The organism is Gemmatimonas phototrophica (genome assembly GCF_000695095.2).
GTDB classification, from domain to species: Bacteria; Gemmatimonadota; Gemmatimonadetes; order Gemmatimonadales; family Gemmatimonadaceae; genus Gemmatimonas; species Gemmatimonas phototrophica.
Genome location: NZ_CP011454.1, coordinates 3,475,727 through 3,500,069, shown reverse-complemented (window position 1 = coordinate 3,500,069; position 24,343 = coordinate 3,475,727). Strand labels below are relative to the sequence as shown.

The window sequence follows — 24,343 nt, the reverse complement described above, 5'->3', positions numbered from 1 at the left end:
ACGTTAACTGTACTAGTACACATAGTACACCTCCATGCTTCCCTTCCCGGTCACCCTGACCCCCGGCGAGTCCCCATATCGCCAGGTCGTCTACGCCGCCACCAAGGCGGTGGTGGCTGGCATCATGCCGCCGGGGGCGCCGTTTCCGTCGGTCCGGGAGCTCAGTCAGGCGCTGCGCATCAACCCCAACACGGCGCACAAGGTGGTGGCGGAGCTGGTGCGCAACGGCCTGCTGGAAGTGCTCCCAGGAGTCGGCACGGTAGTCGCCCGCAGCAGCCACGCCTCGGCGGCCGACCGTGCCGCGCTGCTGTCCACGCAGGTGGAGCAGCTGGTTGTGGAAGCGCTGCGGCTGGGGGTGGATGAACCCACCGTGCGTCAGGCCATTGCGGCACGGTGGCGTGAGCTCTCTGGAGCAGACCCAATGAACCCCTCATCAACTGACGCACATGAATAGCCGCCATTCCAGCGCGGTCGCCATTTCCGCCGCGCGCCTCACGCACAAATACGGCCGCACGCGGGTGTTGCATGACCTCGATCTCGATGTGCCCCAAGGCGCCACCTGCGCACTCCTTGGTGCCAATGGTGCCGGGAAGACCACGCTGCTCCGCCTGCTCGCCGGAATAGAGGAGGTACAAGACGGGCGTGTCGCGCTCTTTGGTACCGATGTTGACGACCTTACGCTGCGGCAGCGGCAGCAGATGGCGTATGTAGCTGAGGGGCAGGACTTGCCGGGGTGGATGACGGTGGCACAACTGGAATCGTATTGTGCGCCGCTCTATCCGGCGTGGGATGCAGCGTTGGCCGCGCGTCTCAGGGAGCGCTTCAGCTTGAGTGAGAAACAGCGCGTGTCACGCCTGTCCCGTGGGCAACGCATGCAGGCATCGCTGATGTGTGCTTTGGCGGCGCGGCCGCACGTGCTCCTCATGGATGAACCTTTCACCGGCCTTGATGTGGCCGTGAAGGAAGAACTGGTGGGTGGACTGCTGGAGGCGTCTGCCGACGCGGAGTGCACGACACTGGTGTGTACGCACGACATTGGCGAGATCGAATCATTCGTTGATCACGTGGCCTTTCTGCGTGAGCAGCGCATTGCGGTCGCGGGTTCAATGGAAGCCATGCAGGCGCGGTGGCAACGGGTAGACGCCACAATTCCTGCCGATGTGACAACGGATCACTGGCCGCCCGCGTGGACCCAGGTGGAGCGGGCCGGCCGCCGTTTGACGGCGGTGGTAGATCGAAGTGCCCCCGTTCAAGAGTCCGAGACGTTTCTATTGTCCTGCACTGACGTGCAGTGGCGTGCGCGGTCGCTGCGTGAACTCTATCTGGCCTTTGGCGCGACCAATGGCCCACGGGCATCGCGCCGGGAGACGGCGTCATGACCTTTACCCAACAGGTGCAGCACGTTGTGCGCTTTGACCTCAGGCGTACGGCGATATGGTGGATGCTCTACCTCGCGCTGTTGGCGATCACGCCCTTCGCAATGTTCGGGCAACCGCTCTACCACAGTTTGCCGGCGCTGAGTCGGATGTTCCTGCCACTGCTCACTTGGTGTGTCGGAATGGGCCTGGCGGTGATCGTGGTGCAGGCTGATTCTCCACTCTCCCCGACGGCATTCTGGAAGGGGAAGCCACTCGAGGAGCGAGCGTTTGGAACGGCGAAATTGGTGGTACTGGGGCTTATCGTATTGGCCGCCACGATCACTGCAGTGATTGTCTGGCGCGCCATGGATATGCCCCCTCGGCTGATCGTGCCTACGCTCCGGCAGGCCGTGCCGGCGTACCTCATCCCGGTTCTATTCACCGCGATCTTTGGAGCCGTCACCCGAAGTCTGGCGCGCGCGCTGCTGCTGTCGGTCGGCTTTCTGATGCTCATGTTCTTGCTGGTACCGGCGGTCTTTCTCTCAACCGGTATGCCGAATGCGGCCGTTGGCCTCACCACCAGTGCTTGGACGAACGCCAGCGGCTCGGTACTGCTGTGCAGTTCGCTGGCGCTTGTTTTCCTGTACAGCTGGAGACGAGTCAATCACGTGCGACCGATCTGGCTGGTTGCAACGGCACTGCTGCTGGGAACTGTAGCAACCGTAAGCCAGTTTTTCGCGGTGCTCAGCGGAACGAGAAGTCCCTCGATCGCCTACGCCGGAAGGACATTAGTGCGGGTGACGGCAGACGCGCCGGCGAGCATGACCGAGTCCGTACGCTTCGATTCAATACCTCAAGGGCAAAAAGTGGGAGGACGCGTGCCGTTCACCATTACAGAGGCGCGGGGCGATCGTCGCTATGAACTGCAGCAACTGCGACTTACCCCGTTTGATGGACGTGGCATTGGTGGCCCCTCGATCACTTTGACAACCACACCGCTGGCAGTGTCCCCCGAAGCGCTTACCATGCCTGCCACGGCAGGATGGAGTACTGACGAGCCGATGGCTACGTCGCTGACACCCGATCGCGGACTGATCTACGGCGATTGGCGAGTCAGTGAAACGCTCGATACGGTGCGCTCCATTTCGCTCGAAGGCGTAGTGGTACGGTACCGCGCGGAACGGATAAAGGTCGTACCATTTGCTCTTGGTCCAGTGTACGGCGATTCCGCCGTGTCCATACAGCTTACCGAGGGCCGGAACGGCTTGCTGGAACTTGCCTGGACCTCCTTCTACAACGCACCGGATCGCAACGGTCTCGCTGGTGGGACCTCTCCACTGTATCGCGAGTTTGCGTTCGCCGTAATCGACTCGGGGCAGCAGACCGTACGGTTGTTGGGATCCTCAAACGAGTACGGCGCGACTGAATGGATGGTGCTCCCCGGAGCCTTTCGCTGGGTTACCAGCAACCAGCTCGATTATCAGCCTGCGCTACGTGCGATGCTCGGCGCTCGAGGTTCGCACAACGCGTCGCTGGCGGTATATCGATGGGTGGAAGATGGGCGACGCCGCGTACGCCAGATTACCGGTGTGGATGATTGGCCACGGCGCCCACCAAGACGCGAAGTGAGAAGGGCTCTCGGAACCGGCGCGCCATGATGTCGCTACGGCTGGGCACGCTTCCGTGACAGCTCGCGCCAATTCATGCGCTTGCCGTAGCGCCCCAAGACCATAGCTTCTTGCAGATGTAGCCCGTTTCACCTTCGCGGACGCCACACAGCGTCGGCACTGGATACTATCTCTCGAAGAGGTCCCCATGAACGCTTCGCACTCCCGCGCGCGATCCATGCGCGCTCTGGTTGGCGCTGCTACGCTGGCCGGCGGTTCCATACTGCTCATGGCCGCCAAGCCGGTCACGCCGCCCAAAGCCTCTACGCCACGCGCCACCGGCGTGACGTTCAAGTACCGCATCACCTCGGCCACCAACGACAAGAAGGGCACGCTGGCCAACGTGAGCATGCAGGATGGCAACATCCGCATGGACTACGTGGAAGGCACCACCCCCATGGGCCAGAAGAACGGCTACGTCATTGTGCAGGGGGAGACGGGGAAATTCATCATTGTGAATCCCAAGGACAAACAGGCCATGGTCATGACGGCCGATGCCTTTGGCAGCGGTATGGGTGCGCTCATGAACAACCCGCTGCTCAAGATGACGGTGAGTAACACCTCGTTCCGCTTCAAGGACATGGGCACTGGTGAACCCATCCTTGGCTACAAGACCCGGAAGGTGCGCACGTACTACTCCAGCACCATGGAACTCAAAGCCATGATGATGCCGGATCAGAAGGTCGTGTCGAATGATTCGAGCGACCAGTGGATTGCCACCGGCATCGATCTGGGCAGCCCCAAGAGCATGGAAACGTGGGCCAAGTCGTTTGCGTCCGGCGTGAAGAGCACCAACCCGGAGCTTGCCGCCGAGATGAAGAAGTACACCGCCGAATACGGCCGTACGGGCATGGCGCTCAAGACCATTAGCTGGTCTACCCAGACAGACAAGAAAGGAAAGGTCACGGCCGACACGCTCACCATGGAAGTGACGGAACTCAAGAAAGGCGACCTCGATGTCGCACTGTTTGAGGTGCCGAAGGGCTACGAAGTGGTGGATCTCAGCCAGATGATGGCCGGCATCGGCGAAAAGATGGACAGCCTCAATGCGGCGGAAGGTGGCAAGAAGGAGGAGAAGAAGCCGAGCGCGAAGGACGCCATCAAGTCCGGGCTGGGCGGCTTCCTCAAGAAGAAGCCGCCCGTTTGATGGACGGACGGTAATGAGGGCGCCGTTACAGCACCGGCACCGGTGTTACGGCGGCACCAGATCGGGCGTCCTTGGGCTGGACGCCCGATTTTCTTTCTCCCTGAATTGCTCCCGATGTTACTTGCACGAGTGCGTATGGCGCTCGCGGCAGGACTGCTGACCGGCGCCGCTGCTGGTCCTGCACCACTTGTGGCGCAGGGTCTGCCCGCGAATCTCCCGACGCCAACCCAAGCCCAGGATCTGCTGCAGAAGCGCCCCGAATTGGTGGTGCAACTGCGGCAGCGCATTCAGTCCTCAGGACTGACACGCGACCAACTCACGGCCCGTCTGCGCGCCGCCGGGTACCCCGATTCGCTGCTTGAGCAGATCATGGGCCCGGGACCAGCTGGTGCACTGGCTACCAACCCGGATTCGCTGATTGGAGCGGTACGGGCATTGGGGCTGATGGACGAAACCGATGCGGCTACGCTGCGACGACAGGTAATCAGCGCCACTGGAGAGGCTGGCGCCGGGAAAAGCCCGACGGCTCCTACTGTGGACGACGGCAGCACCTTGTTTGGATACGCGCTGTTCGCCCAGGCGACCACGCTCTTTGATCCCAACATGGGCGGTCCGGTGGATGCGTCCTACCGGCTCGGGGCAGGCGATCAGCTGGTGCTGATCCTCAGTGGAGATGTTGAGGCGGCATATACGCTGGATGTGACTCGCGAGGGCTTTGTGGTGGTGCCGGTGGTTGGCACGGTACCGGTGGCCTCGCTGACGTTGGGACAATTGGAAGCGCTGTTGCGCACGCGACTGGCACGGGTGTATTCGGGTGTTGGTAGCACGACGCGATTCACGGTGAGTGTTGCGAGACTGCGCAGCAACCAGGTGTTTGTCGCGGGCGATGTACAGCAGCCCGGTAGCTATCGCATCTCCAGCGCCGGGACGGCGCTGACGGCCTTGTATGCGGCAGGAGGACCCGCGGAGCGCGGCTCCCTGCGTCAAGTCGAAATTCGGCGCCGCGGTGCCCCGGTCCAGCGGTTCGATGTGTACGACTATCTCGTGCGCGGCGACGCGTCGGGTGACGTACGGCTGGAGCAGGGCGATGTGATTTTTGTGCCACCGCACGGGCCGCGGGTCCGCGTGTCCGGCGGCGTGCTGCGTCCGGCAACCTATGAATTGCGCGCTGGTGAGTCCCTCAAGGATCTCATTCAGGCGGCCGGCGGGTTCTCCGAAGATGCCTCATCGCGACGGCTGCGCATTCAACGCATTGTGCCGCAGGCGCAGCGTACGGCCGAAGGCAGTGATCGTCTGGTGCTGGATGTGCAATTACCGGCTGGCGTGGCATCCGCCGCCGCCGTGCCGTTGGAGTCTGGCGACATCGTTGAGATTCCGCGGGTGGCGACACGGGTGCGGCAGCGCATTGTGGTAAGTGGCAACGTCTGGCAGCCCGGAGCCCAGGGTATCACGGCCGGCACGACGCTCACCGAGGCCTTGCAGCGCGCCGGTGGGCTGAAGCCCGACAGTTATCTCGGTCGCGTGCTCATCTCCCGCCTCCGGCCGGATTCCACGCGAGAGCAGGTGGCTGCAATGCTGCGCGCCGCCGACGGCTCGACGGCGGAACCGGTGCTGCTGCGTGAGGATGACGAGATCACCGTGTTTGCCGTGACTGACTTCCGCGCCGAACGCCACGTGTCGCTGACGGGTGCGGTACGCAAGCCAGGGCGGTACGCATATCGCGAAGGCATGACGATGCGTGACCTCGTGCTGCAGGCCGGTGGGCTGCTCCCCAGCGCTCAGATCGTCGAGGCCGAAATTGCCCGGTTGCCGGAACAGCGGGAAGAAGGTCGCCTGGCCCGCACCTTTCGCGCTCCACTGGACTCCTCGTATCTCGTGGACACGCCACGCGCTATCCGCCCGGGTACTGACGTGGTGCTGCAGCCGTACGATAATGTGCTCATCTTGCGCCAGCCGGATTGGCAGCTGTTGTGGTCGGTCACGCTTTCAGGCGAAGTGAGGTTTCCTGGCGTCTACGCCCTCACCAGCAAGGGGGAGCGACTGAGTGATCTCATTGCGCGCGCCGGTGGTCTCACCACGGCCGCCTATCCGGCGGGCATCCTCTTTGAGCGCGGTGCAAACCATGACCGTGTTGGTGTGGACCTGCCGAGTGTGTTGAAGGACCCGCGAGACCGGGACAACCTGCTTATGCAGGATGGCGACTCGGTGGATATCCCGCGGTACAATGCCCTGGTTACAGTGACCGGGGCCGTGAACAGCCCCGTGGCGGTGCCCTATGAACCAGGCGCATCACTGGCCCACTACATCAGGGCCGCCGGAGGGCCAACCCGGCTGGCGGATACCAAGCGCGCCTATGTGCAGCAGGCCAACGGCAAGGTGACGGCACGCGATCGGCATTTCATGGTCTTCCAGCATACGCCTGCTCCGACCCCGGGAAGTCGTGTCGTGGTGCCCGCGCGCGACCCATCCGAGAAGCGGGACGTGGCTCAGCTCATGGGGACCGTAGCGCAGGTGCTCGGGAGTCTGGTCACCGTTGTCGTAGTGCTCAGTCGCACGAATTAGCAGACGGACAGGTCACGGCCAGATCGGTGCCGTGGCCCATAGCGGTGGTGGTGGATGCCCCGGATGTTCGGCCGAAGTTCAAGTCCGCCTTCGAATCAACCGAAATTCTATAGTGGGCCGTGCGACGCTGCGAGAGCCCTGCGTAGTCTCCTTGCAGCGATGGTACCATGTCATTTCACGGATTGTCGGATCGCGAGGAATCTCGCAGCGGCACCAGCCTCCCTACGCGGGATGGCTGGCTCTCTTATCAGCAACTGTTTGTCCTTGACTCCACGGCGCTGCTCGCGACGTGGGGGATTGCGTGGTCATTACGATTTGAAGGGACGGGTTGGTTGGAGTCGGCGTGGCGCGGTCCCGCGGCGTACCACCTGCTGTTGAGCGTCCCCATGTGGCTCGGCTGCCTAGCGGTCTTCAAGCTCTATCGCCGGGCATGGGCTGACGCCTCGATCGACGAAGTGAAGGCCATGCTGCTGGCCGTGCTGACCGGAGCGCTGGCGAACATCTCGCTGGCGCTGTTCCTGTTGCCACTGCTCGGTCTGTCTCCCACTCGGCTGCCCTTGTCGGTGGTCTCGTCGAGCACCATGTGGAGTATGGCCGCCCTCATGTTGCCGCGTTTGCTGGCCCGGGTGTGGCACCTGCACCGGCGGCAGCGCCAGGCCGGACGTGGGTTGATCCCGGTCCTCATTCTTGGCGCAGGCCCCGCAGGTCGACTGACAGCACGCGAGCTCGCCGAGCATCCCGAATTGGGGATGCGTCCGGTGGGCTACCTGGACAACGATCCGTCGCTGCACAATCTGATGATCGGGGGGACCCGCGTGCTGGGGCCCATGACGGAACTGGCCACGCAGCTGACCGATCACGGGGTGCGTCAGGTCATTGTCACCTGTGCCAATGCCAACGGCGTCATGATGCGGAGTATTGTGCAGGTGTGCGAGGAGGCTGGTGTGCCCCTGCGCATCATGCCTCCGGTGTCAGATATTCTGTCCGGGCGCGTGGCGCTGAGCCAACTGCGGCCGGTGCAGATTCAGGATCTGTTGCGCCGGGCCCCCGTACAGACGGATCTGCTGGCCGTCCGTCGGACACTTGGTGGGCAGCGCGTGCTGGTCACCGGAGCGGGCGGGTCGATCGGGAGTGAACTGTGCCGGCAGATTGCCCGCACCGAGCCGGCGGAATTGCTGCTGTTGGGCCACGGCGAAAACTCGATCTTCGAGATCCAGCAGGAGCTGCAGAAGTCCTTTCCGCTCGTGCCAATGCGCTGCCTGATCGTGGATATTCGCGACGAAGCGCGCATTGATGACATTTTCGCGCGCTACCGACCGAACACCGTGTTCCATGCGGCGGCGCACAAGCACGTTCCGCTCATGGAAGGGAATCTGCCGGAGGCGATTACCAACAATGTGAAGGGGACGCGGACGATCGTCGACGCTGCTGTGCGTCATCAGGTTGATCGCTTTGTGCTGATCTCCAGCGACAAAGCGGTGAATCCGTCAAGCATTATGGGCGCCACCAAACGAATCGCGGAACTGCTGGTGCAGCGCGCCGCCATTGCGACGGGGCGTCAGTTCGTGAGTGTGCGCTTCGGCAACGTACTGGGAAGTCGCGGTAGTGTGGTGCCCACCTTTCTGCAGCAAATTCGGGCTGGTGGTCCGCTCACGATCACGCATCCGGACATGCAGCGCTACTTCATGACCATTCCGGAAGCTGTCCAGCTGGTACTGCAGGCGGCGGTGCAGGGGACTGGCAGTGAAGTGTTCGTACTCGACATGGGTGAGCCGGTGCGCATTCTAGATCTTGCCAAGGATCTCATCCGCTTGTCGGGATTCCGGGAAGGCGAGGATATCGAAATTCGTTTCTCCGGACTGCGCCCGGGGGAGAAACTGTTCGAAGAGCTGTCGCGGGACGATGAACAGCTGCAGCCGACCGGCCACGCCTCGGTACTGCGGGCCCGGTTGGGTGCCCCGCCCACTGGCCTGACCTATCAGGTCGACCTTCTGGTCCAGAAGGCGCTGGACCGCGCGGAGGACGGCGCGTTGCGTCAGCAGATCGCCGAACTGGTGCCGGAATACATCGCCTTGGGGACCACGCACCCGGTGGCAGCGCCCGCGCCGTTGACGCTGGTGGCGTAGGGGCGGGGGAGAGGAACCGACCACTGGCGACTCGAACTGATCACTGAAAACTCTGACCGAAAACTGAAAACTCCCCGCGGATGGCGGGGAGTTTTCAGTTGGAGTCTTCAGTGGTCAGTCGGAGTTTTCAGTTGTCAGTCAACAACCTCAGTACGCCACGATATCCAGATACGCCTTGCGGAACGTTTCCACTTGAGGGAGCGTGGCGTCCTCGAGGCTCGGGGCGTAGCCCACGAACACATCCTGGCTGGCGACACGCTTGACCGGGGCATCGAGCCACGAAAAGCACTCATCGGCAATGCTGGCGGCGATTTCGGCGCCGTAGCCCCAGGAGAGTGAGTCTTCGGTGGCCATGATCACGCGGCCGGTCTTCTTCACCGACGCGTACACCGTTTCCTTATCCCACGGCGACAGCGTACGGAGGTCGATGACTTCCACGCTCGGACCGCCTTCTTCGGCAATCTGATTGGCGGCCACCAGCGCACGCTGAACCGTGGCGCCGTAGGTCACCAGCGTTACATCGGTGCCGGCGCGCAGAATGTTGGCCTTGCCGAACGGAATCATGAAGTTCGGGCCCGGGTACTGCGCCTTGTTGTACGTCTGCCGGTACAGGTGCTTGTGCTCGAGGAAAATGACCGGATCTTCGCACCGGATGGCGGTGCGGAGCAGGCCGTTGGCGTCGAGCGCGTTGCTCGGGCACACCACACGCAGGCCGGGGTTGTGCGTAAACAGCGACGCGCCCGTTTGCGAGTGGTAGATGGCGCCGCGAATGTAGCCGCCGTACGTGGTGCGGATGACCACGGGTGAGCTGAACGCGTTGTTGGAGCGCCAGCGCATGGTGGCCAGTTCGTCGCGGATCTGCATGAAGGCCGGCCAGATGTAGTCGAAAAACTGAATTTCGACCACGGGCTTGAAGCCGCGATGCGCCAGACCGATGGCCCGACCCACAATGTTGGCTTCGGCCAGCGGCGAGTTGTATACGCGTGCACTGCCGAACTTGGTCTGCAGGCCGTGCGTCACCTTGAACACACCGCCCTTGCCCTTGACCTTGCCGAGGTACTGCTCGCGCGACACGTCGGCCACGTCTTCGCCGAAGACGAGGATACGTTCATCGCGCGCCATTTCGTCGCGCATGCAGGCATTGAGCAGCTCCACCATGGTGGTGGGGCCTCCCTCGAACTGCGGATCGTCTTCGGTGTCGAAGCGCTCCGACGTGGGATCTACGTCGGGGGAATAGACACCAAAGGGCACCGACTCGGGGGTCGGCATGGGCTGCGCGAGGGCGTCATCGGTGGCGGCGAGGATCTGCTCGTCAACGGTGTCACGGAGCGCCTGCAACTCGTCGGCGGTGGCGTGTCCCTGCGCCATGAGCCAGGCGGGGAACGTGGTCAGCGGGTCGCGGGCGGCGTCGGCTTCACGCTCTTCGGTGGGACGATAGAACACTTCGTCGTCCGACAGCGAGTGTGAGTACGGCCGAATGACCTTGGCGTGCACCAGCGCTGGTCCCTTGCGCTCGCGGGCGTACTGCACCGCGCGCTGCATGACATCGTACGACGCAAGCAGATCGCAGCCGTCCACTTCCTGGATGTAGAGGCCAGGGAAGGACGACACGAGCTTGGAGATGGAGCCACCGGCCGTGTTCACTTCCACCGGTACCGAAATCGCGTAGCCGTTGTCTTCGACGACGTAGACGATGGGCAGTTTGAGGTTGCTCGCCGTGTTGAGCGACTCCCAGAACTCGCCTTCGCTGGTGGTGCCGTCGCCGGTGGTCACGAGGGTGACGTCGTCGCCCGTGAAGCCGTCGGTCACGTTGAGCTGCTGCGCCCGCAGGGTGGCTTCGGCGCTGCCCACGGCTTGCAGGAACTGCGTGCCGGTGGGAGAAGAAACGGACGTGATGTTGAGCGCCTTGTGGCCCCAGTGGCTGGGCATCTGCCGCCCGCCGGAGTTGGGGTCAATGGCGGCACCCACCGAGCTGTACAGCATTTCGGCGGGCGTCATGCCCAACTGCAGACAGAGCGCTCGATCGCGGTAGTAGAGGTAGAACCAATCGTAGGCGGGGCGCAGCACCATGCCGGCCGCCGTCATGATGGCCTCGTGCCCGGCACCGGAGATCTGGAAGAAGATCCGGTTCTGGCGCTTCAGCTGAATTTCTTTATCGTCGAGTTTCCGCGACGTGTACATCACGCGATAGGCGTTGATGAGCTGATCGCGAGTGAGCGCCGCCGCCGAAGCGGGGGTGTCAGCCGGCTCGCTGGCCTCGCCCTTTCGGGCACGGCTCGGACGGGTCGAAGTGGCCATCGGGAGACTCAGAGGAGAACAAAGGATCGGACAACCCTCGGAAAATAGCCGAAAGCCCCGCCCGGTGGAGCCATGCCAGGGAAATCGGGATCCCGGTACGGGATCCGCAGGCGCTTGCCGAGCATTGGTCCGTTACGCAGGTTGGCAGTTGAAGTCTGGACTCCCCAGTCACTGGTTATGCACGCACCTACCGCTCCCATGAAGCCGTCCACCGGCCATTGCATCTTCTGCGATCTCATCCGCGGCGCGGCTGAGGTTTCCATCTGTTATGAGGACGCGACGGCCATCGCCTTCCTCGACATTCAGCCGGTCAACCCCGGCCACGTGCTGGTGGTCCCTCGTGAGCACTACGAGGTGTTACAGGACATCCCGAAAGCAGTCGGGGCTCACCTGTACCAGGTGGCGACGAAGCTCATTCCGCTGGTACAAACCGCATCGAATGCCACGGACATGAACATCGTGGTCAATTCGGGCGCCGCGGCGGGGCAGAACGTGATGCACTATCACATCCACCTCATTCCACGAAAGGAAGGGGATGGGTTTGACGTGCCGTTGCCCTTTCCGGGCTCCGTCATGCCGAACCGCCAGCAGCTCGATGCCATGGCCGCGCGCATTGGCAGCATGCTGCGGGACCCGCTGCAGAACGACGGGATGAAGCTGGGCTGAGGCGGGGGGCCGTCCGCACATCCAAATGTCACCGAACAGCTACGAAGCCCCGCTTGGCTATTGACGGGAGCAGGAACGTGATCGTATAGTCGCGCAACCGGGTCGTGTGTGCGAGCAAAGTCTTGGCGCACCACACCCGGCCCGAGGTATTCCGACGGTAGGCGTGTCCACTTGGTGCTCCAGGAGGATGATGCGTTCCATTCGCGGTAGCTCCCATGTGCGCGGCCTGGCTGCGCTCCACCGGTCGCCGATGCTGCGGCCGGGGTCTGTTGCCCCCTATCGCCCCGACGCGAGGCTTACCGCCTCCGCCGGGGCGTCGTTGTTGCGGAGGGTGGCCTGATGGCCCGACGTCCTGCCCTCAAGGTGAGTCGAGGCAGTGACCGCCCCTCGTCACGCGGCGGTCGCCCGTCCAAAAGCGCAGCGGTTCGCGTGCGCGGCGGCAGTCGCAGCGGGAACGCGCCCCGCCCGGTGGTGGTGCATGTAGCCATGAAGCGGGCGCTGCGCAAAGGCGCCCTGCGCGACTGTGGCCAGCGGTGCGTCTACTGCGCCACGCACCTCGATCAGCGCACGGCCACGCTGGATCATGTGGTGCCGCTCGCCAGAGGCGGGGCCCACGATCCCGGGAACCTCGTGGTCGCCTGTGGCCCCTGCAACCGACTCAAGAGCGACCTGCTCCCCTACGAATTCTTCGCGCGGCACCCCTGGGCGGGTGCCAACTTCATCCGCTATGCCCGCAATGTGACGCGGGCCATCAAGCGGGGCGCTCGGCGGGCGGTGAGCCTGGCCTTTGCCCGCGACGGGGAGGCGCTGGCTGCATGAACCACCGCGCGATACCACTCGTGCCGACGCTGCTCGCCGTACTCGGGGCGACCATCCTGCTGCTCCTCTTCTAGGCCGCAGGTTTTCGAGCGGGGAGGCTTCCGAGTCGGGATTCGGAGGTGAGAGCGTTGCGAGTCGGGAAGTGCGATGGATATCGACGATGAGAGTGTCGAGACAACCACGACGGTGAGAAGTGCGAGTGCTGGCGTCCGCTGGTAACTGCGGGGATCGCGCGGCTTAAGCCCTTACGGACGCCGCTGGCACAGCGGCCGTCCCCGCAGTTTCGTGCGGACGCCAGCACTCGCACCTCGCATTGTCGTAGTTTATCTCGCATTCTCACCGTCGATATCCATCGCCGGCTCTCGACTCGCAACGCTCTCACCTCCGCGTCTCGCCTCTCAAGGCGCGGTATCCCGTTCTCCATCAGTAAGGCCCTTTATGCGCTGGACCCCAGGTAACAGAAGCCGGAATCTCGAGGATCGCCGTGGGGCCACAGGTGGCGGTGGGGGCGGAGGCGGGGGTGGCGGCATCAAGCTCGGCGTTGGCGGCATGCTGGTGCTCATTGTGCTCAGCTATGTCTTCAAAACCGATCTGGTCACGCCCATCACCGGCGGTGGGGCCGGGCTCAGCGCGCCGGCACAAAGTGCGCAGCCGGCTCCGCTGAACGATCCGCAGGAAGAAGAGATGGTGCGGTTCGTTTCCATGGTGCTCGACAGTGCGCAGTCCACATGGGCGCAGAGCATGGGGCAGTACCGCGAGGCCAAATTGGTGCTCTTTCGCGACGTGACGCCAACGGCTTGTGGCACGGGACAGTCGGCCACCGGTCCGTTCTATTGCCCGGGTGACGAGAAGGTCTACATCGATCTGGCCTTCTTCGATCAGCTGGACCGGCAGTTCGGGGCGCCGGGCGACTTCGCGCAGGCCTACGTGCTGGCCCACGAAATTGGCCACCATGTGCAGAACGTACTGGGCACCGAACAGCAGGTGCGGCAGCTGCAGCAACAGAACCCGTCGCAAAAGAATCGGCTGTCCGTGGCCATGGAGCTGCAGGCCGACTGTTACGCCGGTGTCTGGGCGCACGATGCGGCACAGGATCGCATGCTGGAAGCCGGCGATATCGACGAAGGACTGAATGCTGCGGCCGCCGTAGGAGACGACCGTCTGCAGCAGATGGCCGGCGGGCGGGCACATCCGGAGTCGTTCACGCACGGGTCGTCGGCCGAACGGCGCCAGTGGTTCCGTACCGGGTTTGATAGTGGCGACCCGCGGCGTTGTGATACCTTCGCTGCCATGCGGTAATGCCGCACGACTACTCGCCACGGACAGGTGTGCTGCAGGAGCAAACGTGGCCGGCCATGCGCGATGCACACTGGCCGGTAGCGCTACTCCCCTTTGGGGCCACCGAACCGCACAACACCCATTTGCCGTACGGCACCGACACCATACTCGGCAGCGAAGTCGCGGCGCGTGTGGCGGCAGCGTGTAATGCGCGTGGTACCAATGTCGTAGCGCTTCCGGCTGTACCGTTCGGCGTGAACACCACGCAGCTCGATCTGCCGTTCACCATCAACCTGATGCCCAGTACCCAGCTGGCTGTACTGCGCGATGTGGTGCGCAGCCTTGAGCCCCATGGGGTGCGTGGGCTGGTACTGCTGAACGCCCACGGCGGCAACGAACTGCGCGCGCTCGTGCGCGAGCTGCAGCCCTCCACTCCAATCATGCTGGCCATCGTGAACTGGTGGCAAGCGGCCGACCAATCGACGTTCGAACAGGCGGGCGATCACGCCGGTGAACTGGAGACTGCCGCCGTCATGCACGTAGCGCCGCATCTGGTAGTGCCCGATCGTGCGCAGTGGGGCGACGGCCGTAGCAACCCCAGCACGCTCGAAGGCGTACGCAAAGGAGTGGCCTGGATGCCACGTCGCTGGACGCAAGCCACGGTCGATACCGGGGTGGGCGACCCGCGTGCCGCGACCGCCGAGAACGGCGCCACCTTCATGGAGCAGGCCGTGGAGCGGATCAGTGCGTTCTGCTGCGAGCTGGCAGTGGCGGATCCGGCTCGGCTGTGGGCATCGCAGGCCCCATGAGAGGCTCGGCGCGCGACTTCAGCATCGACGTGGTGATGTTGGTCGTAATGGGACCGCTTGTCCTTGGGACAATCATGGACGTATTGGTCAATGGATCCGTCAATGTGGAGTCTGTGATATCGGGCCTGTTTTTCTTCGGCACACTGCACTTCATCACGCTTGTGCTTGTTTATGCTGCTTCGGGTTTGCTTGCGCGAACTATCCCCGCCAAGGACTTGAGTCAGCGACGCCAACTCGGGCTCGATATACTTCGAGCGTTTGTGGTGTTGGTCATGCCGTTCCTTGCAATGCGATTGAAGGGACTACCGACGTTTGTGGTAATCGCCATTGGCTCCGCTGCAATTCTCTACGCGCTCGTTCGGCAGCGCCTCCCGTAGCTCAGAAAGGCGGACTGCGGCCGTGGGGCCAGTGTTGGGCCGAGACCGGGAACACAACGGCTCACCGGGACAACGGCATGACTTCCTGCATGACAACAGCATGACAACAGCATGACAAAAGCGGGGAACGGCGGGCGGTCCCGTTTCTGCGACCGTTCTCGTCATGCTGTTGTCATGCGGTAGGTCATGCCGTTGTCGTGCCCGCAGGGCGCCCTGCTGTTGCCGTTCCCATTACCGCCGCAAATCCACCGTCTGCGCGTCCATGTCGCCATCCCCGAAGTACAGCGAGTGCCGTTTCTCGCCGGGCATGGCCAGCACCACCACAATGTTGGCCTGATTGGGAAATTGCTCGGCCAGCAAGCTGTTCCGCACCGATAGGGAAACGGGCTGTTTTCCGGCGTTGAACTGCAATAGGTACCACTGCACGGTACCACCTGCGGGATCCTTGTCCGTCCCTTTCTGCATCATGGTGGCGGTGAGTGCGCGACCATCGGCCATCACACTCACCTTGTTATTGAAGTACGCCGTAAATAACGAGTCGGCGGCCTTGTCCCCATCCAGCTTGAAGGCCGGGCGGCGTGACCACGCACGCAGCCCCTTCTCCAGATCGTCACTGAACAGGCGCACGCGCCACAACACCGCGCCGCCTTCAACGACGGCACGGGTGTGGGTGGTGTGGATCTCGTGCGGAGCGCTACCAAACAGCGTCCCGGCCAGCACGAGCATCACCAGACTCTTCACGAGGGTACTCCGTTACCCAATGGGACGTGCCGCTGGCGCTTTGGTGAACGTGTTGTTGCTGCGGTCCACGTCGGCGTAGCCGCTGTCGGGATCGGCCACCACCTTGGCGATCTCCTTGTCGGAGAAGAAGCCGTAGTCATGCGTGCGCTCGTTGGCGCGCCATACCTCAGCCGGCATGTTCACCCGCTGCTTGGTGCCGTCGGTGAACTCCACCTCGAGCTCCAGCGGCAACACCAGACCGCCCTTGTTATCCACTGTAATGCGGTGGTAGAACTTGCCGCGCTTGGTGGTGCCGGCAAAGGTCTGCGCGTCCTGGCTCTCCACCTTGGTGATGGCCTGGTCGTTGTTGTATGTGCTGTAGAACCAGCCGCGCCAGAAGTAGTCCAGCCGCTCGCCGGCCCCGCTCGCCAGGGTACGGAAAAAATCGGCCGGCTGCGGATGCTTGAACATCCACTTCTTCGAATACTCGGCGAACGCCAGGTCAAACCGCTCCGGGCCTACCACCTTCTCGCGCAACATGACCAGCCCCGTGGCCGGCTTGCTGTAGCCGTTGTTGCCAAACTGCCGGTGAATGAAGTCTGACTCCGTCATGAGCGGCACCTGGTTGGTGTCCTTCATGTAGTTCACGATGTTGGGTGCCGGGCCACGCAACCGTGCCGCCGGCCACCCTTTCTCGAAATCCAGACTCGCGTAGTACTCCAGGAAGGTGTTGATCCCTTCGTCCATCCACGTCCACTTCCGCTCGTCGGTCGCCACGATCATGGGGAACCAGTTGTGGCCCACTTCGTGGATGGTCACGGCGGCCAGTGCGTACTTCTGGTTCACCGAGTACTTGCCGTCGGGGCCCGGGCGTCCGCCACAGAAGGCAATCATGGGATACTCCATGCCGCCCACCTGCCCGTTCACGTTCGACGCCTGCGGATACGGATACTCAAAGGCCAGCCGGCCGTACGTACGCATGGTTTGCGCAATGGCCTTGGTGGAAATGTCACTCCAAAGTGGCATGGCTTCGCGCGGATACACCGAGTGCAGTTCAATCACGCGGCCCCCCTTCGCGTACCGGAAGCCTGCGGCATCCCACACGAACGTTTTGCTCGACGCCCACGCGAAATCGCGCACGTTGTCGGCGGTAAACCGCCACGTGAGCATGCCGTTGCCAGCCGGCCGCGACGATGGCTTTTGCACTTCGTCGGGGCGCACAATGAATACGCTCGTATCGCCGGCCATGGCCGTGGCAAGGCGTGCCCGTTGCGTGGGGGTGAGTACCATTTCCGAGTTCCGCAACGTACCGGTGGAGCGCACGATGTGATCACGCGGCACCGTGATACTTACGTCGTAGTTGCCGAAGTTGAGGTAGAACTCGCCTTGGCCCAGGAATGGATCGTTCTGCCAACCGGTCACGTCGTCGTACACCGCCGCGCGCGGGAACCACTGCGCCACTTCGTAGATCCAGCCGTCTTTCACTTGCTCGCGTACACCACGGTTGTTGTTGCCCCCTTCGGGCACCACGAACGTCCAGTCAATTTCCACGACGGCCTTGCCGCCCGTAGGCAGTGGCGTGTCGAGATTCACGCGCATCTGCGTGCCGTTAATGATGTAACGTGCCGCCCTCGCGGGCTGCCCGGTCACCTTTACCAGCGCGACACGCGTAATGGCGTAGCCGCCAAACACCTCTTCGTCGGGAAGCAGGAAACGACGGGCCTGCGGCGACAGCGTGGCCGGCAATGCCGATTTGGTCAGATTGGCTCGGCTATTCTGCTGTTCGATGTTCTGGTCGAGCTGAAACCAGAGATAGCTGAGCGCCTGCGGCGAATTATTGTGGTACGTAATGCGCTCCGAGCCCTTGACCGTGTGCGTGGCGGTATCGAGCGACGTGCGAATAACGTAGTCCACGCGCTGCTGCCAGTAGCGGGCGCCCGGTGAGCCGGAGGCATCGCGGAAGTCGTTGGGCGAGGGCCATTCATCGAGCGCCCGGAACGAGGACTTGTTGGTCTTGGGATTGGGCTCGGTGTTGAGCCATTGCTGCGCGGACATGTTGGCCGGCAGCAGTGCCAGCGAACAGACCAGAAGGCGAGCGATTGGTCGCATGGGGGTAGTAAAAAGGACGGTCGTGAGTGCTCAGCCCGCAGCGAACAGCCGCTGGCCCAGCAGCATGAGCGCGAGACCGCCCGTCGCGCCCACCTGAATCAATACCCAGACTCGACGGGAAAGGATTCCGGGCACCAGCAGTGCCCCGGCTGCCAATACCACCGCCAGGATGAGTAATTGGCCTACTTCAAGACCCACGTTGAAGGCAAAAAGGGGCATGGTGATGTGTTCCTCTTCGCCCAACAGTGCCCGCAGGTAGGTGGAGAACCCCATACCATGTATAAGCCCGAATCCTGTGGCCATCAGGTAGCGCCCGACAGCGACGGGCTCCGGTCGCACGCTTTCGTGACCGGCCGTCCAGCTGAGGGCGGCGGTGATGACGATGGTGGCAGGAATGAGCGCTTCTACCAGGGTGGACGGCACCGACAGCAGCTGCACGGTGGCGAGCGCCAGCGTGAGGCTGTGCCCCAGCGTGAAGGCGGTGATGAGCACCGCCAGCCGCCGCCAATCGCTGATCGCGTATGGAATGGCCAGCGCGGCTACGAACAGGATGTGATCGTAGCCGGCCAAGTCGGCGATGTGATGAAAACCAAGCTGTGCGTACAGCCAGAATTCACTCACCGCCGTTGCTCACCATTGTGCGTGACTCAGTAGTCAACCGGACGCAGATACGACTCGCCAATGCCGCTCTGACTCACCAGTGCCACCGCGGGCGGGCGGCGCTTCCAGTGCGTGCCGTTGAGGCGCTTGGAGACGATGTTCAGCTCGTCCTCGTGGTAGCCGCGGGCCCGGAGCGCTTCGTGCGTGAATCCGTGCAGCATGCCGTTGAGAATCTCGTCGGCGCGCGGATAGCTGATGCCGAGGTCTCCCTCGTCGGTCTGCCCAACCACGAGGTCCGCCGTGGGGGCCTTGTCGACAATTACCTGGGGTACGCCGAGATAGCGCGCCAGCTGCCACACCTGCGTCTTGTACAGGTCGCCAATGGGATTTACCGGCGGTGAATCATCGGCGTGCCAGGTGAAGTAGCCAAAGAGGCGCTCCGTCTTGTTGCCCGTGCCCAGGGGCAAGGCCCGGTAGCGGGCCGAGAGATCGAAGAGTGCAATCATGCGCATACGCGCCATCACGTTGCCACGGCGGGCAGCGTCGGCATCGGGCTCGTTGGCGAGGTAGCCGTCTACTGCGGGCGTGATCTCGAGGGTGCGTGCTTCAATACCCAGTGCGTCGATGACCAGCTGCGCATGATCGAGCGATTCCTGGCTGGACGTGCGATAGGGAAGTCGGACCCCAATCACATTCTCCGGCCCGAGTGCGCGCACGGCGAGCGAGGCGGTGAGTGCCGAGTCCACACCACCGGACATGCCAATGACCGCTTTGCCAAAGCCACGGCGCGCCATTTCTTCGCGCAAGAAGCCGGTGAGCCACTCTTCGGTGAGATCGCAGTCGAGGAGCAACGGCGGCGGGCCACCGTGATCGCGCATACCGTGGCGAATGACCGGCAACTGCTCGGGGAGCGCCCGCACCACCGTGTTGGCTTTTTCGAGCAATTCGGTGGGAATGGCAAACTCGCCAGTCGTAAAGCCTCGGGCACCGCGCAGCAGATCGGCCGCCGCGGGCTCGGGCCCATCGTACGACAGCGTAAACGGCGTGCTCTCGGTAACCCGGCGCACGTTGTCGAGGACATGTGGCAACGCGACGCGCAGATCGCTCAGCAGCGGGCTGTCGGCGCGGGCCCGAACGAGGTCGTCGAGATCGATGGTGATGGAGACAAAGCTTTCGTTCCACACCGGAGCGCGCCCGCGTACATCGCCGCCGGGGCCCACCAGATGCGAGGTGCCAAAGAAACGCTTGCCTCCTTCGCTGCCCACGAGGTTGACGAAGCTCGCAAAGACGCCGTGTTCGTCGGCGATATCGCGAATGAGCCGTTCCCAGCGCGCCGCGCTGTGCGGGCCCTGAATACCATCTTCCCGCGGCCAGGGTCCACGGGCCGGCGCGGCCGACGAGATGAACACCATCTGCGCGCCATCGAGAGCGGCAATCGTACCGCTGATGGAGTGCCAGGCATCTTCGCAGACAAGCAGCGCGGCGCGTCCCCACGGCGTTTCGAAGGCGCGGATATCGGCGCCGCGCTCCACGAAGCGCTCCTCGTCGAAGAGCCCGTAGGTGGGGAGGAAGTTCTTGCGGTGGACGTGCCGAATGTTGGGCGGCCCGTCGTCGAGACCAATGGTGATGTACGCGGCACTGTTGTGCAGCGTCTCGCGCCACCGCTCGTAGAAGCCGATCACCACATCAATGGGCACGCAATCCATGCCGGCACTGAGGCAGGCCGTGCGATAGGCCTCGTCGAGGTCGTTGGCCAAGGCACCGGCGGTGCAGGCCACCTCGCGCACGCCCCCTTCCACGAAGTAGCCGGACAGGGCCGTCTCCGGAAAATGGACGACCTGTGGGCGCGGCTCGAGCGTGGCGGCCTGCGCACAGAGGCGGCCAATGCGGGCAAGGTTGCCGGCTGTGTCGCCCTTGCGGGGGGCGAACTGGCACAGCGCAACAGTTAATGGGCGGATCGGATCACCGGGCATCCCGGAATGATAATGGGGGAACCGCCCGGACCGGTCCCACCGGCGCCGTGTAGAATTCCCCTATGACCTACGCGCCTGTCCTGCCCTCTGCCAACCTGTCGTTCCTGCCGTCTGTCGTCGTGCTGCTGGCCGCCCTCTCGGGGCCCGCTGCGTCCGCCGTCTCCGCCCAACAGGCCGGTGGGACAAGCACCGGTGAACCCTGGACGATCATCACGCCTCCCCAGGTTACCCTGGTGTTGGGACGGGACGGTTCGGTCATTGGCGAACTGGGGCGGGAACGGCGTCTCAACGTGGCGCTGCGCACCCTTCCCAAGTACGTGGGGCAGGCGTTCATCGCGGTGGAAGACAAGCGGTTCTATCAGCACGATGGCGTGGATCTGGTGGGGGTGGCCGGCGCGCTCAAGGATGCCGTGACCAAGGGCAACCTGCGCGGGGCCAGCACCATTACCCAGTTGCTGGTGGGCAACATGCACCCTGATGTCATTGACCGGCGCGACCGGTCGCCGGGGCGCAAGCTGCGCGAGCAGCAGGCGGCGCGCGAAATGGAGCGTCGCTACAGCAAGGAACAGATTCTCGAAGCCTTCCTGAATCAGATCTCGTTCGGGCGTGGGGCGTACGGCATCGAAATGGCGGCGCGTCAGTACTTTGGCAAAGGCGCTTCCGAGCTGACGTTGGCCGAAGCGGCGTCGTTGGCCAGTATGCCCAAGAGCCCTGTGCAGTACGATCCGTCGCGCTATCCCGATCGCAATCGCGAGCGACGCAATACGGTGCTGGCTCTGATGGCCGAGCAGCAGTACATCACACCGGCACAAGCCAGCGCGGCGCAGAAGGAACCCGTGAAAACGGTGAGCCGCTTGGAGAAGCTGGCGCCCTGGGTCACCGATGTGGTGAAGGTGCAGGCAGAGCGGGGGGGCGTACCCATCATGAACGGCGGCTATCGCATTCACACCTCCATCGATCCGGCGCTGCAGCGATCAGCGCAGCAGGCCTTGTCGGCGGGGCTGGATGAGATTGAACAGCGGCCGGGCTTTCGCGGTCAGCAGTGCGCCAAGCTCACGGCACCGGCGCCCACTCCAGCCAAGGCCCGAACGCCCAGGGTGGATGCCTGCCTGGAGGGGGCGGTCGTCGTGCTTGATCCCACCAGCGGCGAAGTGCGGGCGCTGGTGGGGGGCCGTGACTACGCTCGCTCCAGCTTCAATCGCGCGGTCGACGGGAACCGTCAGCCGGGATCGAGCTTCAAGGCATTCGTGTACGCGCAAGCCATGTCGCAGGGGCTCACGGCCAGTAGCATGGTGGCCGACACCGCGTTGCGTATCCGGCTGGAGAACGGTCAAGTGTATTCGCCCGACAACGCCGACAACGAGTTTCTCGGCGCGCTCACCGTGCGCGAAGCGCTTACGCGTTCACGCAATCCGGTGGCCGTGCAGCTGGCACTGTCCGTTGGCATGGACAGCGTGATTGCACTGGCCCGACGGGCGGGGCTGCGGGCGCCCATTGCCTCGTATCCCTCCAGTGCGTTGGGAGCAAGTGTCGTGCAGCCGCTCGACTTTGTGGCCGCCTATGCGTCGTTCGACAACGGCGGCGTCTCGGTGGATCCGCGTTTCATTCTCAAAGTCGAGGATCGCACCGGTCGCACGGTCTTCGCCCCGCAGGGCGCCGCGATGCGCCCCGCCATGGACCCGCGCGTGGCGTTCATCATGCGTGACATGCTGAAAGACGTGGTGGAGCGAGGTACCGCGACGGCACTGCGCCGTCTCGTGCCCGCCCGCGTACCCGTTGCCGGCAAAACAGGCACCACCAACGACAACACCGACGTCTGGTTTGTGGGCATGACGCCAGAGCTGGTGACTGGCGTATGGCTGGGCTTCGATAAGCCCGCCATGATAGCCCCCGGTGCCGCCGGCGGAACGCTCGCCGCGCCCATTGCCGGCCGCATTATTGCGGCTGCCTACGAGTCCCGTTCGGCAGGCAGCTGGACCGCGCCGCCGGGGGTCGTCGCGGTGGAGATCGACCGTGCCAATGGCCAGGTCGCCGACGCCAAAACGCCAACCGACCGCCGCTATACCGAGTGGTTCCTCATTGGCACCGAACCGGGAGCACTGGCATGGCCACTCAGCCTCTTCCGCGTCGGGCCCATCGGGTACTGAGATCTATGATCTGAGCGCTCAGAGTCGCGAATCAGATGTCCCGAGGTCTGATTCGCGAACGTGTGATGGATATCGACGGTGAGAGTGTCGAGATAAACACGACGATGCGAGGTCCGAGCACTTCGTCCGCGCGCGAGTGCCCCACACGGACACTGCTCCCCCCCGGACGTCGCTGTTACCCCCCGGACGCCGCTGCCACCCCCCGGCACGCCGTCGTACCCCCCGGACGCCGCTGCTATAGCGGCCGTCCGCGCTGTTACAAGCGGACGCCAGCACTCGTACCTCTCAACTCGCTTTCATCGGGCCTCTCACACTCGATCTCCATCGCACCTCGCGACTCCCAACGCTCTCACCTCTACCTCCCGCATCGGCGGTCTCACCTCTCAGATCTCACGGTAGGTAAGAGTACGGGGGTGGGTGCGTATCTCCACGGAATGGAATGCTGGCGTGCACCTGTCGAGACTACACTGCATGACGCCTTCCGACGTACTCCCCTTCCGCCGCCCCGCCGCCCCCTCGGCCGGCGCGGCCCCGCGCCCCGCTGGCGGAACCGGCATCGTGATGATGAATCTCGGTGGTCCCGCGACGCTCGATCAGGTGGAGCCGTTTCTGCTCCGCCTGTTTGCTGATCGCGAAATCATTCAGCTACCGTTTCAGGATTACCTCGGCAAGTTCATCGCCACCCGGCGCGCGCCCAAAGTGCGCAAGCTGTACGATGCCATTGGTGGAGGGTCTCCCATTCTCAAGTGGACCGAAGCGCAAGGTGAAGCCATGTGCCGTCGGCTCGACGAGATGTCGCCGGAGTCGGCGCCGCACAAGTTCTACGTGGCCTTCCGCTATGCGCCACCGTTTGCCGATGATGCGCTGCAGGCCATGAAGGCGGATGGCATCACGCGTGCGATTGCCTTTACGCAGTACCCGCAGTGGTCGTGCTCCACCACAGGGTCCAGTCTCAATGATCTCTGGCGCGCCGCCGAGCGCACGGGGCTCAAGGATGCCTTCGAGTGGAGCCTGATTGATCGCTGGGGAGAGCATCCCGGGTTCGTGAGCTCCATGGCCAGCGCCGTGGAAGACGGGCTGGACGAATTTCCGGCAGAAGAGCGCGACGACGTCCTGGTCATGTTCAGTGCGCATTCCCTCCCGCTGTCGGTCATTGACCGTGGCGACGCCTACCCGTCCGAGATCTCGGCGACGGTGAGCCGAGTGGTGCAGGCTATTGGATTGCGCAATCCGCACATGGTGACCTACCAGTCCGAAGTGGGGCCCGTGCGGTGGCTGGGGCCCAGCACGGAAACGGTCATTGAACAGCTGGCCAAGCGTGGGCAGAAAAACGTACTCGTGGTGCCCATTGCCTTTACCAGTGATCACATCGAGACGTTGTCCGAGCTCGATATCGAGTACGCCGAACTCGCGCACAAGCTGGGCATGCCAGGCTTCAAGCGAGCACCCGCTCTCAACGCCCGTCCGGAGTTTCTGGATGCGCTGGCCGACATCGTGTACGAACATCTGCAGGCCGGTGCGCCCTGGAGCACGCAGTATCGGCAGAAGTGCCCCGGATGTGTGAACACCGCATGCCGAGGCGTTCCGTCGAGAGTGGCTGGTACAACGGCGAGCGCCAACCCCGCTACGGTGTGCACGCCAGGGAGTGCGTCGGCCGTGGAGCTGGCGGGTCGTCGCTGAATCCTGC

Annotated in this window: 17 protein-coding genes and 1 pseudogene; 12 read left to right on the top strand and 6 right to left on the bottom strand. The window is 63.6% G+C overall.

Annotated elements, in window-relative coordinates; genetic code table 11:
• Positions 1-34 precede the first annotated feature (34 nt).
• The 6 genes from GEMMAAP_RS14790 to GEMMAAP_RS14765 all read left to right on the top strand — a co-directional run bounded on the left by GEMMAAP_RS14790 (position 35) and on the right by GEMMAAP_RS14765 (position 8,860).
• Positions 35-454, top strand: coding sequence for a GntR family transcriptional regulator (locus GEMMAAP_RS14790; RefSeq protein ID WP_026848576.1), 420 nt, complete (start codon positions 35-37; stop codon positions 452-454).
• A complete protein-coding gene (locus GEMMAAP_RS14785; protein WP_053333696.1) occupies positions 447-1,379 on the top strand; it encodes an ABC transporter ATP-binding protein in 933 nt (310 codons plus the stop codon). Before GEMMAAP_RS14790 ends, GEMMAAP_RS14785 begins: the two co-directional genes overlap by 8 nt.
• On the top strand, positions 1,376-3,016 hold the full coding sequence (locus GEMMAAP_RS14780) for an ABC transporter permease (RefSeq protein WP_026848577.1): 1,641 nt from the start codon (positions 1,376-1,378) through the stop codon (positions 3,014-3,016). Before GEMMAAP_RS14785 ends, GEMMAAP_RS14780 begins: the two co-directional genes overlap by 4 nt.
• A 157-nt stretch (positions 3,017-3,173) precedes the next feature.
• Positions 3,174-4,172: a DUF4412 domain-containing protein gene (locus GEMMAAP_RS14775; protein ID WP_043579439.1), complete on the top strand. Its 999-nt coding sequence runs from the start codon at positions 3,174-3,176 to the stop codon at positions 4,170-4,172.
• A gap of 114 nt (positions 4,173-4,286) precedes the next feature.
• Positions 4,287-6,734 carry an SLBB domain-containing protein gene (locus GEMMAAP_RS14770; RefSeq protein WP_082821367.1) on the top strand — a complete coding sequence of 816 codons (2,448 nt, stop codon included), beginning with the start codon at positions 4,287-4,289 and terminating at the stop codon, positions 6,732-6,734.
• Positions 6,735-6,901: 167 nt separating this feature from the next.
• Positions 6,902-8,860 (top strand): polysaccharide biosynthesis protein, encoded by a 1,959-nt coding sequence (locus GEMMAAP_RS14765; protein ID WP_053333697.1) that lies wholly within the window; start codon positions 6,902-6,904, stop codon positions 8,858-8,860.
• Positions 8,861-9,007: 147 nt separating this feature from the next.
• On the opposite strand, the gene GEMMAAP_RS14760 is transcribed toward GEMMAAP_RS14765, so the two are convergent.
• Positions 9,008-11,158 carry an alpha-ketoacid dehydrogenase subunit alpha/beta gene (locus GEMMAAP_RS14760; RefSeq protein WP_026848580.1) on the bottom strand — a complete coding sequence of 717 codons (2,151 nt, stop codon included), beginning with the start codon at positions 11,156-11,158 and terminating at the stop codon, positions 9,008-9,010.
• A 198-nt stretch (positions 11,159-11,356) separates the two neighbouring features.
• Between GEMMAAP_RS14760 and GEMMAAP_RS14755 the strand changes: the two genes are divergently transcribed.
• From GEMMAAP_RS14755 to GEMMAAP_RS14740, 4 genes are all read left to right on the top strand, one after another.
• Entirely contained in the window at positions 11,357-11,824 is a 468-nt protein-coding gene (locus GEMMAAP_RS14755) for an HIT family protein (protein ID WP_043579441.1), read from the top strand.
• A gap of 339 nt (positions 11,825-12,163) precedes the next feature.
• A complete protein-coding gene (locus GEMMAAP_RS14750) occupies positions 12,164-12,643 on the top strand; it encodes an HNH endonuclease (RefSeq protein WP_043579443.1) in 480 nt (159 codons plus the stop codon).
• A 438-nt stretch (positions 12,644-13,081) separates the two neighbouring features.
• Positions 13,082-13,942 (top strand): KPN_02809 family neutral zinc metallopeptidase, encoded by an 861-nt coding sequence (ypfJ, locus tag GEMMAAP_RS14745; RefSeq protein WP_026848581.1) that lies wholly within the window; start codon positions 13,082-13,084, stop codon positions 13,940-13,942.
• The gene (locus tag GEMMAAP_RS14740) at positions 13,942-14,730 is read left to right on the top strand and encodes a creatininase family protein (RefSeq protein WP_043579445.1); all 789 of its coding nucleotides are present in this window, start codon (positions 13,942-13,944) and stop codon (positions 14,728-14,730) included. Before ypfJ ends, GEMMAAP_RS14740 begins: the two co-directional genes overlap by 1 nt.
• 608 nt (positions 14,731-15,338) lie before the next feature.
• Here the strand turns inward: GEMMAAP_RS14740 and GEMMAAP_RS14730 are convergent.
• The 5 genes and pseudogenes from GEMMAAP_RS14730 to GEMMAAP_RS21250 all read right to left on the bottom strand — a co-directional run.
• The gene (locus GEMMAAP_RS14730) at positions 15,339-15,848 is read right to left on the bottom strand and encodes a DUF6702 family protein (RefSeq protein WP_026848583.1); all 510 of its coding nucleotides are present in this window, start codon (positions 15,846-15,848) and stop codon (positions 15,339-15,341) included.
• Between the two features lie 12 nt (positions 15,849-15,860).
• Complete coding sequence (locus tag GEMMAAP_RS14725; RefSeq protein WP_026848584.1) at positions 15,861-17,936, bottom strand: M1 family metallopeptidase; 2,076 nt, start codon at positions 17,934-17,936, stop codon at positions 15,861-15,863.
• A 30-nt stretch (positions 17,937-17,966) separates the two neighbouring features.
• Positions 17,967-18,557: a HupE/UreJ family protein gene (locus tag GEMMAAP_RS14720; protein ID WP_026848585.1), complete on the bottom strand. Its 591-nt coding sequence runs from the start codon at positions 18,555-18,557 to the stop codon at positions 17,967-17,969.
• 26 nt (positions 18,558-18,583) lie between these two features.
• Entirely contained in the window at positions 18,584-19,414 is an 831-nt protein-coding gene (locus GEMMAAP_RS21255) for an NAD+ synthase (protein WP_026848586.1), read from the bottom strand.
• Positions 19,415-19,672: 258 nt separating this feature from the next.
• Positions 19,673-20,509, bottom strand: a pseudogene (locus GEMMAAP_RS21250) (nitrilase-related carbon-nitrogen hydrolase); the annotation flags it as partial.
• A 62-nt stretch (positions 20,510-20,571) separates the two neighbouring features.
• Between GEMMAAP_RS21250 and GEMMAAP_RS14710 the strand changes: the two are divergent.
• Positions 20,572-22,656, top strand: a complete 2,085-nt coding sequence (locus tag GEMMAAP_RS14710) for a penicillin-binding protein 1A (RefSeq protein WP_026848587.1) — start codon at positions 20,572-20,574, stop codon at positions 22,654-22,656.
• A 471-nt stretch (positions 22,657-23,127) separates the two neighbouring features.
• The gene (gene hemH, locus GEMMAAP_RS14705; protein WP_202969145.1) at positions 23,128-24,336 is read left to right on the top strand and encodes a ferrochelatase; all 1,209 of its coding nucleotides are present in this window, start codon (positions 23,128-23,130) and stop codon (positions 24,334-24,336) included.
• The last annotated feature ends 7 nt before the right edge of the window (positions 24,337-24,343 follow it).

Coding starts and splice junctions, on each gene's coding strand:
- GEMMAAP_RS14755 (WP_043579441.1), top strand. CDS start 11,357: ATGAAGCCGTCCACCGGCCATTGCATCTTCTGCGATCTCATCCGCGGC.
- GEMMAAP_RS14760 (WP_026848580.1), bottom strand. CDS start 11,158: ATGGCCACTTCGACCCGTCCGAGCCGTGCCCGAAAGGGCGAGGCCAGC.
- GEMMAAP_RS14710 (WP_026848587.1), top strand. CDS start 20,572: ATGACCTACGCGCCTGTCCTGCCCTCTGCCAACCTGTCGTTCCTGCCG.
- GEMMAAP_RS14790 (WP_026848576.1), top strand. CDS start 35: ATGCTTCCCTTCCCGGTCACCCTGACCCCCGGCGAGTCCCCATATCGC.
- hemH (WP_202969145.1), top strand. CDS start 23,128: ATGACGCCTTCCGACGTACTCCCCTTCCGCCGCCCCGCCGCCCCCTCG.
- GEMMAAP_RS21255 (WP_026848586.1), bottom strand. CDS start 19,414: ATGCGCGATCACGGTGGCCCGCCGCCGTTGCTCCTCGACTGCGATCTC.
- GEMMAAP_RS14770 (WP_082821367.1), top strand. CDS start 4,287: ATGTTACTTGCACGAGTGCGTATGGCGCTCGCGGCAGGACTGCTGACC.
- GEMMAAP_RS14725 (WP_026848584.1), bottom strand. CDS start 17,936: ATGCGACCAATCGCTCGCCTTCTGGTCTGTTCGCTGGCACTGCTGCCG.
- GEMMAAP_RS14750 (WP_043579443.1), top strand. CDS start 12,164: ATGGCCCGACGTCCTGCCCTCAAGGTGAGTCGAGGCAGTGACCGCCCC.
- GEMMAAP_RS14765 (WP_053333697.1), top strand. CDS start 6,902: ATGTCATTTCACGGATTGTCGGATCGCGAGGAATCTCGCAGCGGCACC.
- ypfJ (WP_026848581.1), top strand. CDS start 13,082: ATGCGCTGGACCCCAGGTAACAGAAGCCGGAATCTCGAGGATCGCCGT.
- GEMMAAP_RS14775 (WP_043579439.1), top strand. CDS start 3,174: ATGAACGCTTCGCACTCCCGCGCGCGATCCATGCGCGCTCTGGTTGGC.
- GEMMAAP_RS14780 (WP_026848577.1), top strand. CDS start 1,376: ATGACCTTTACCCAACAGGTGCAGCACGTTGTGCGCTTTGACCTCAGG.
- GEMMAAP_RS14740 (WP_043579445.1), top strand. CDS start 13,942: ATGCCGCACGACTACTCGCCACGGACAGGTGTGCTGCAGGAGCAAACG.
- GEMMAAP_RS14785 (WP_053333696.1), top strand. CDS start 447: ATGAATAGCCGCCATTCCAGCGCGGTCGCCATTTCCGCCGCGCGCCTC.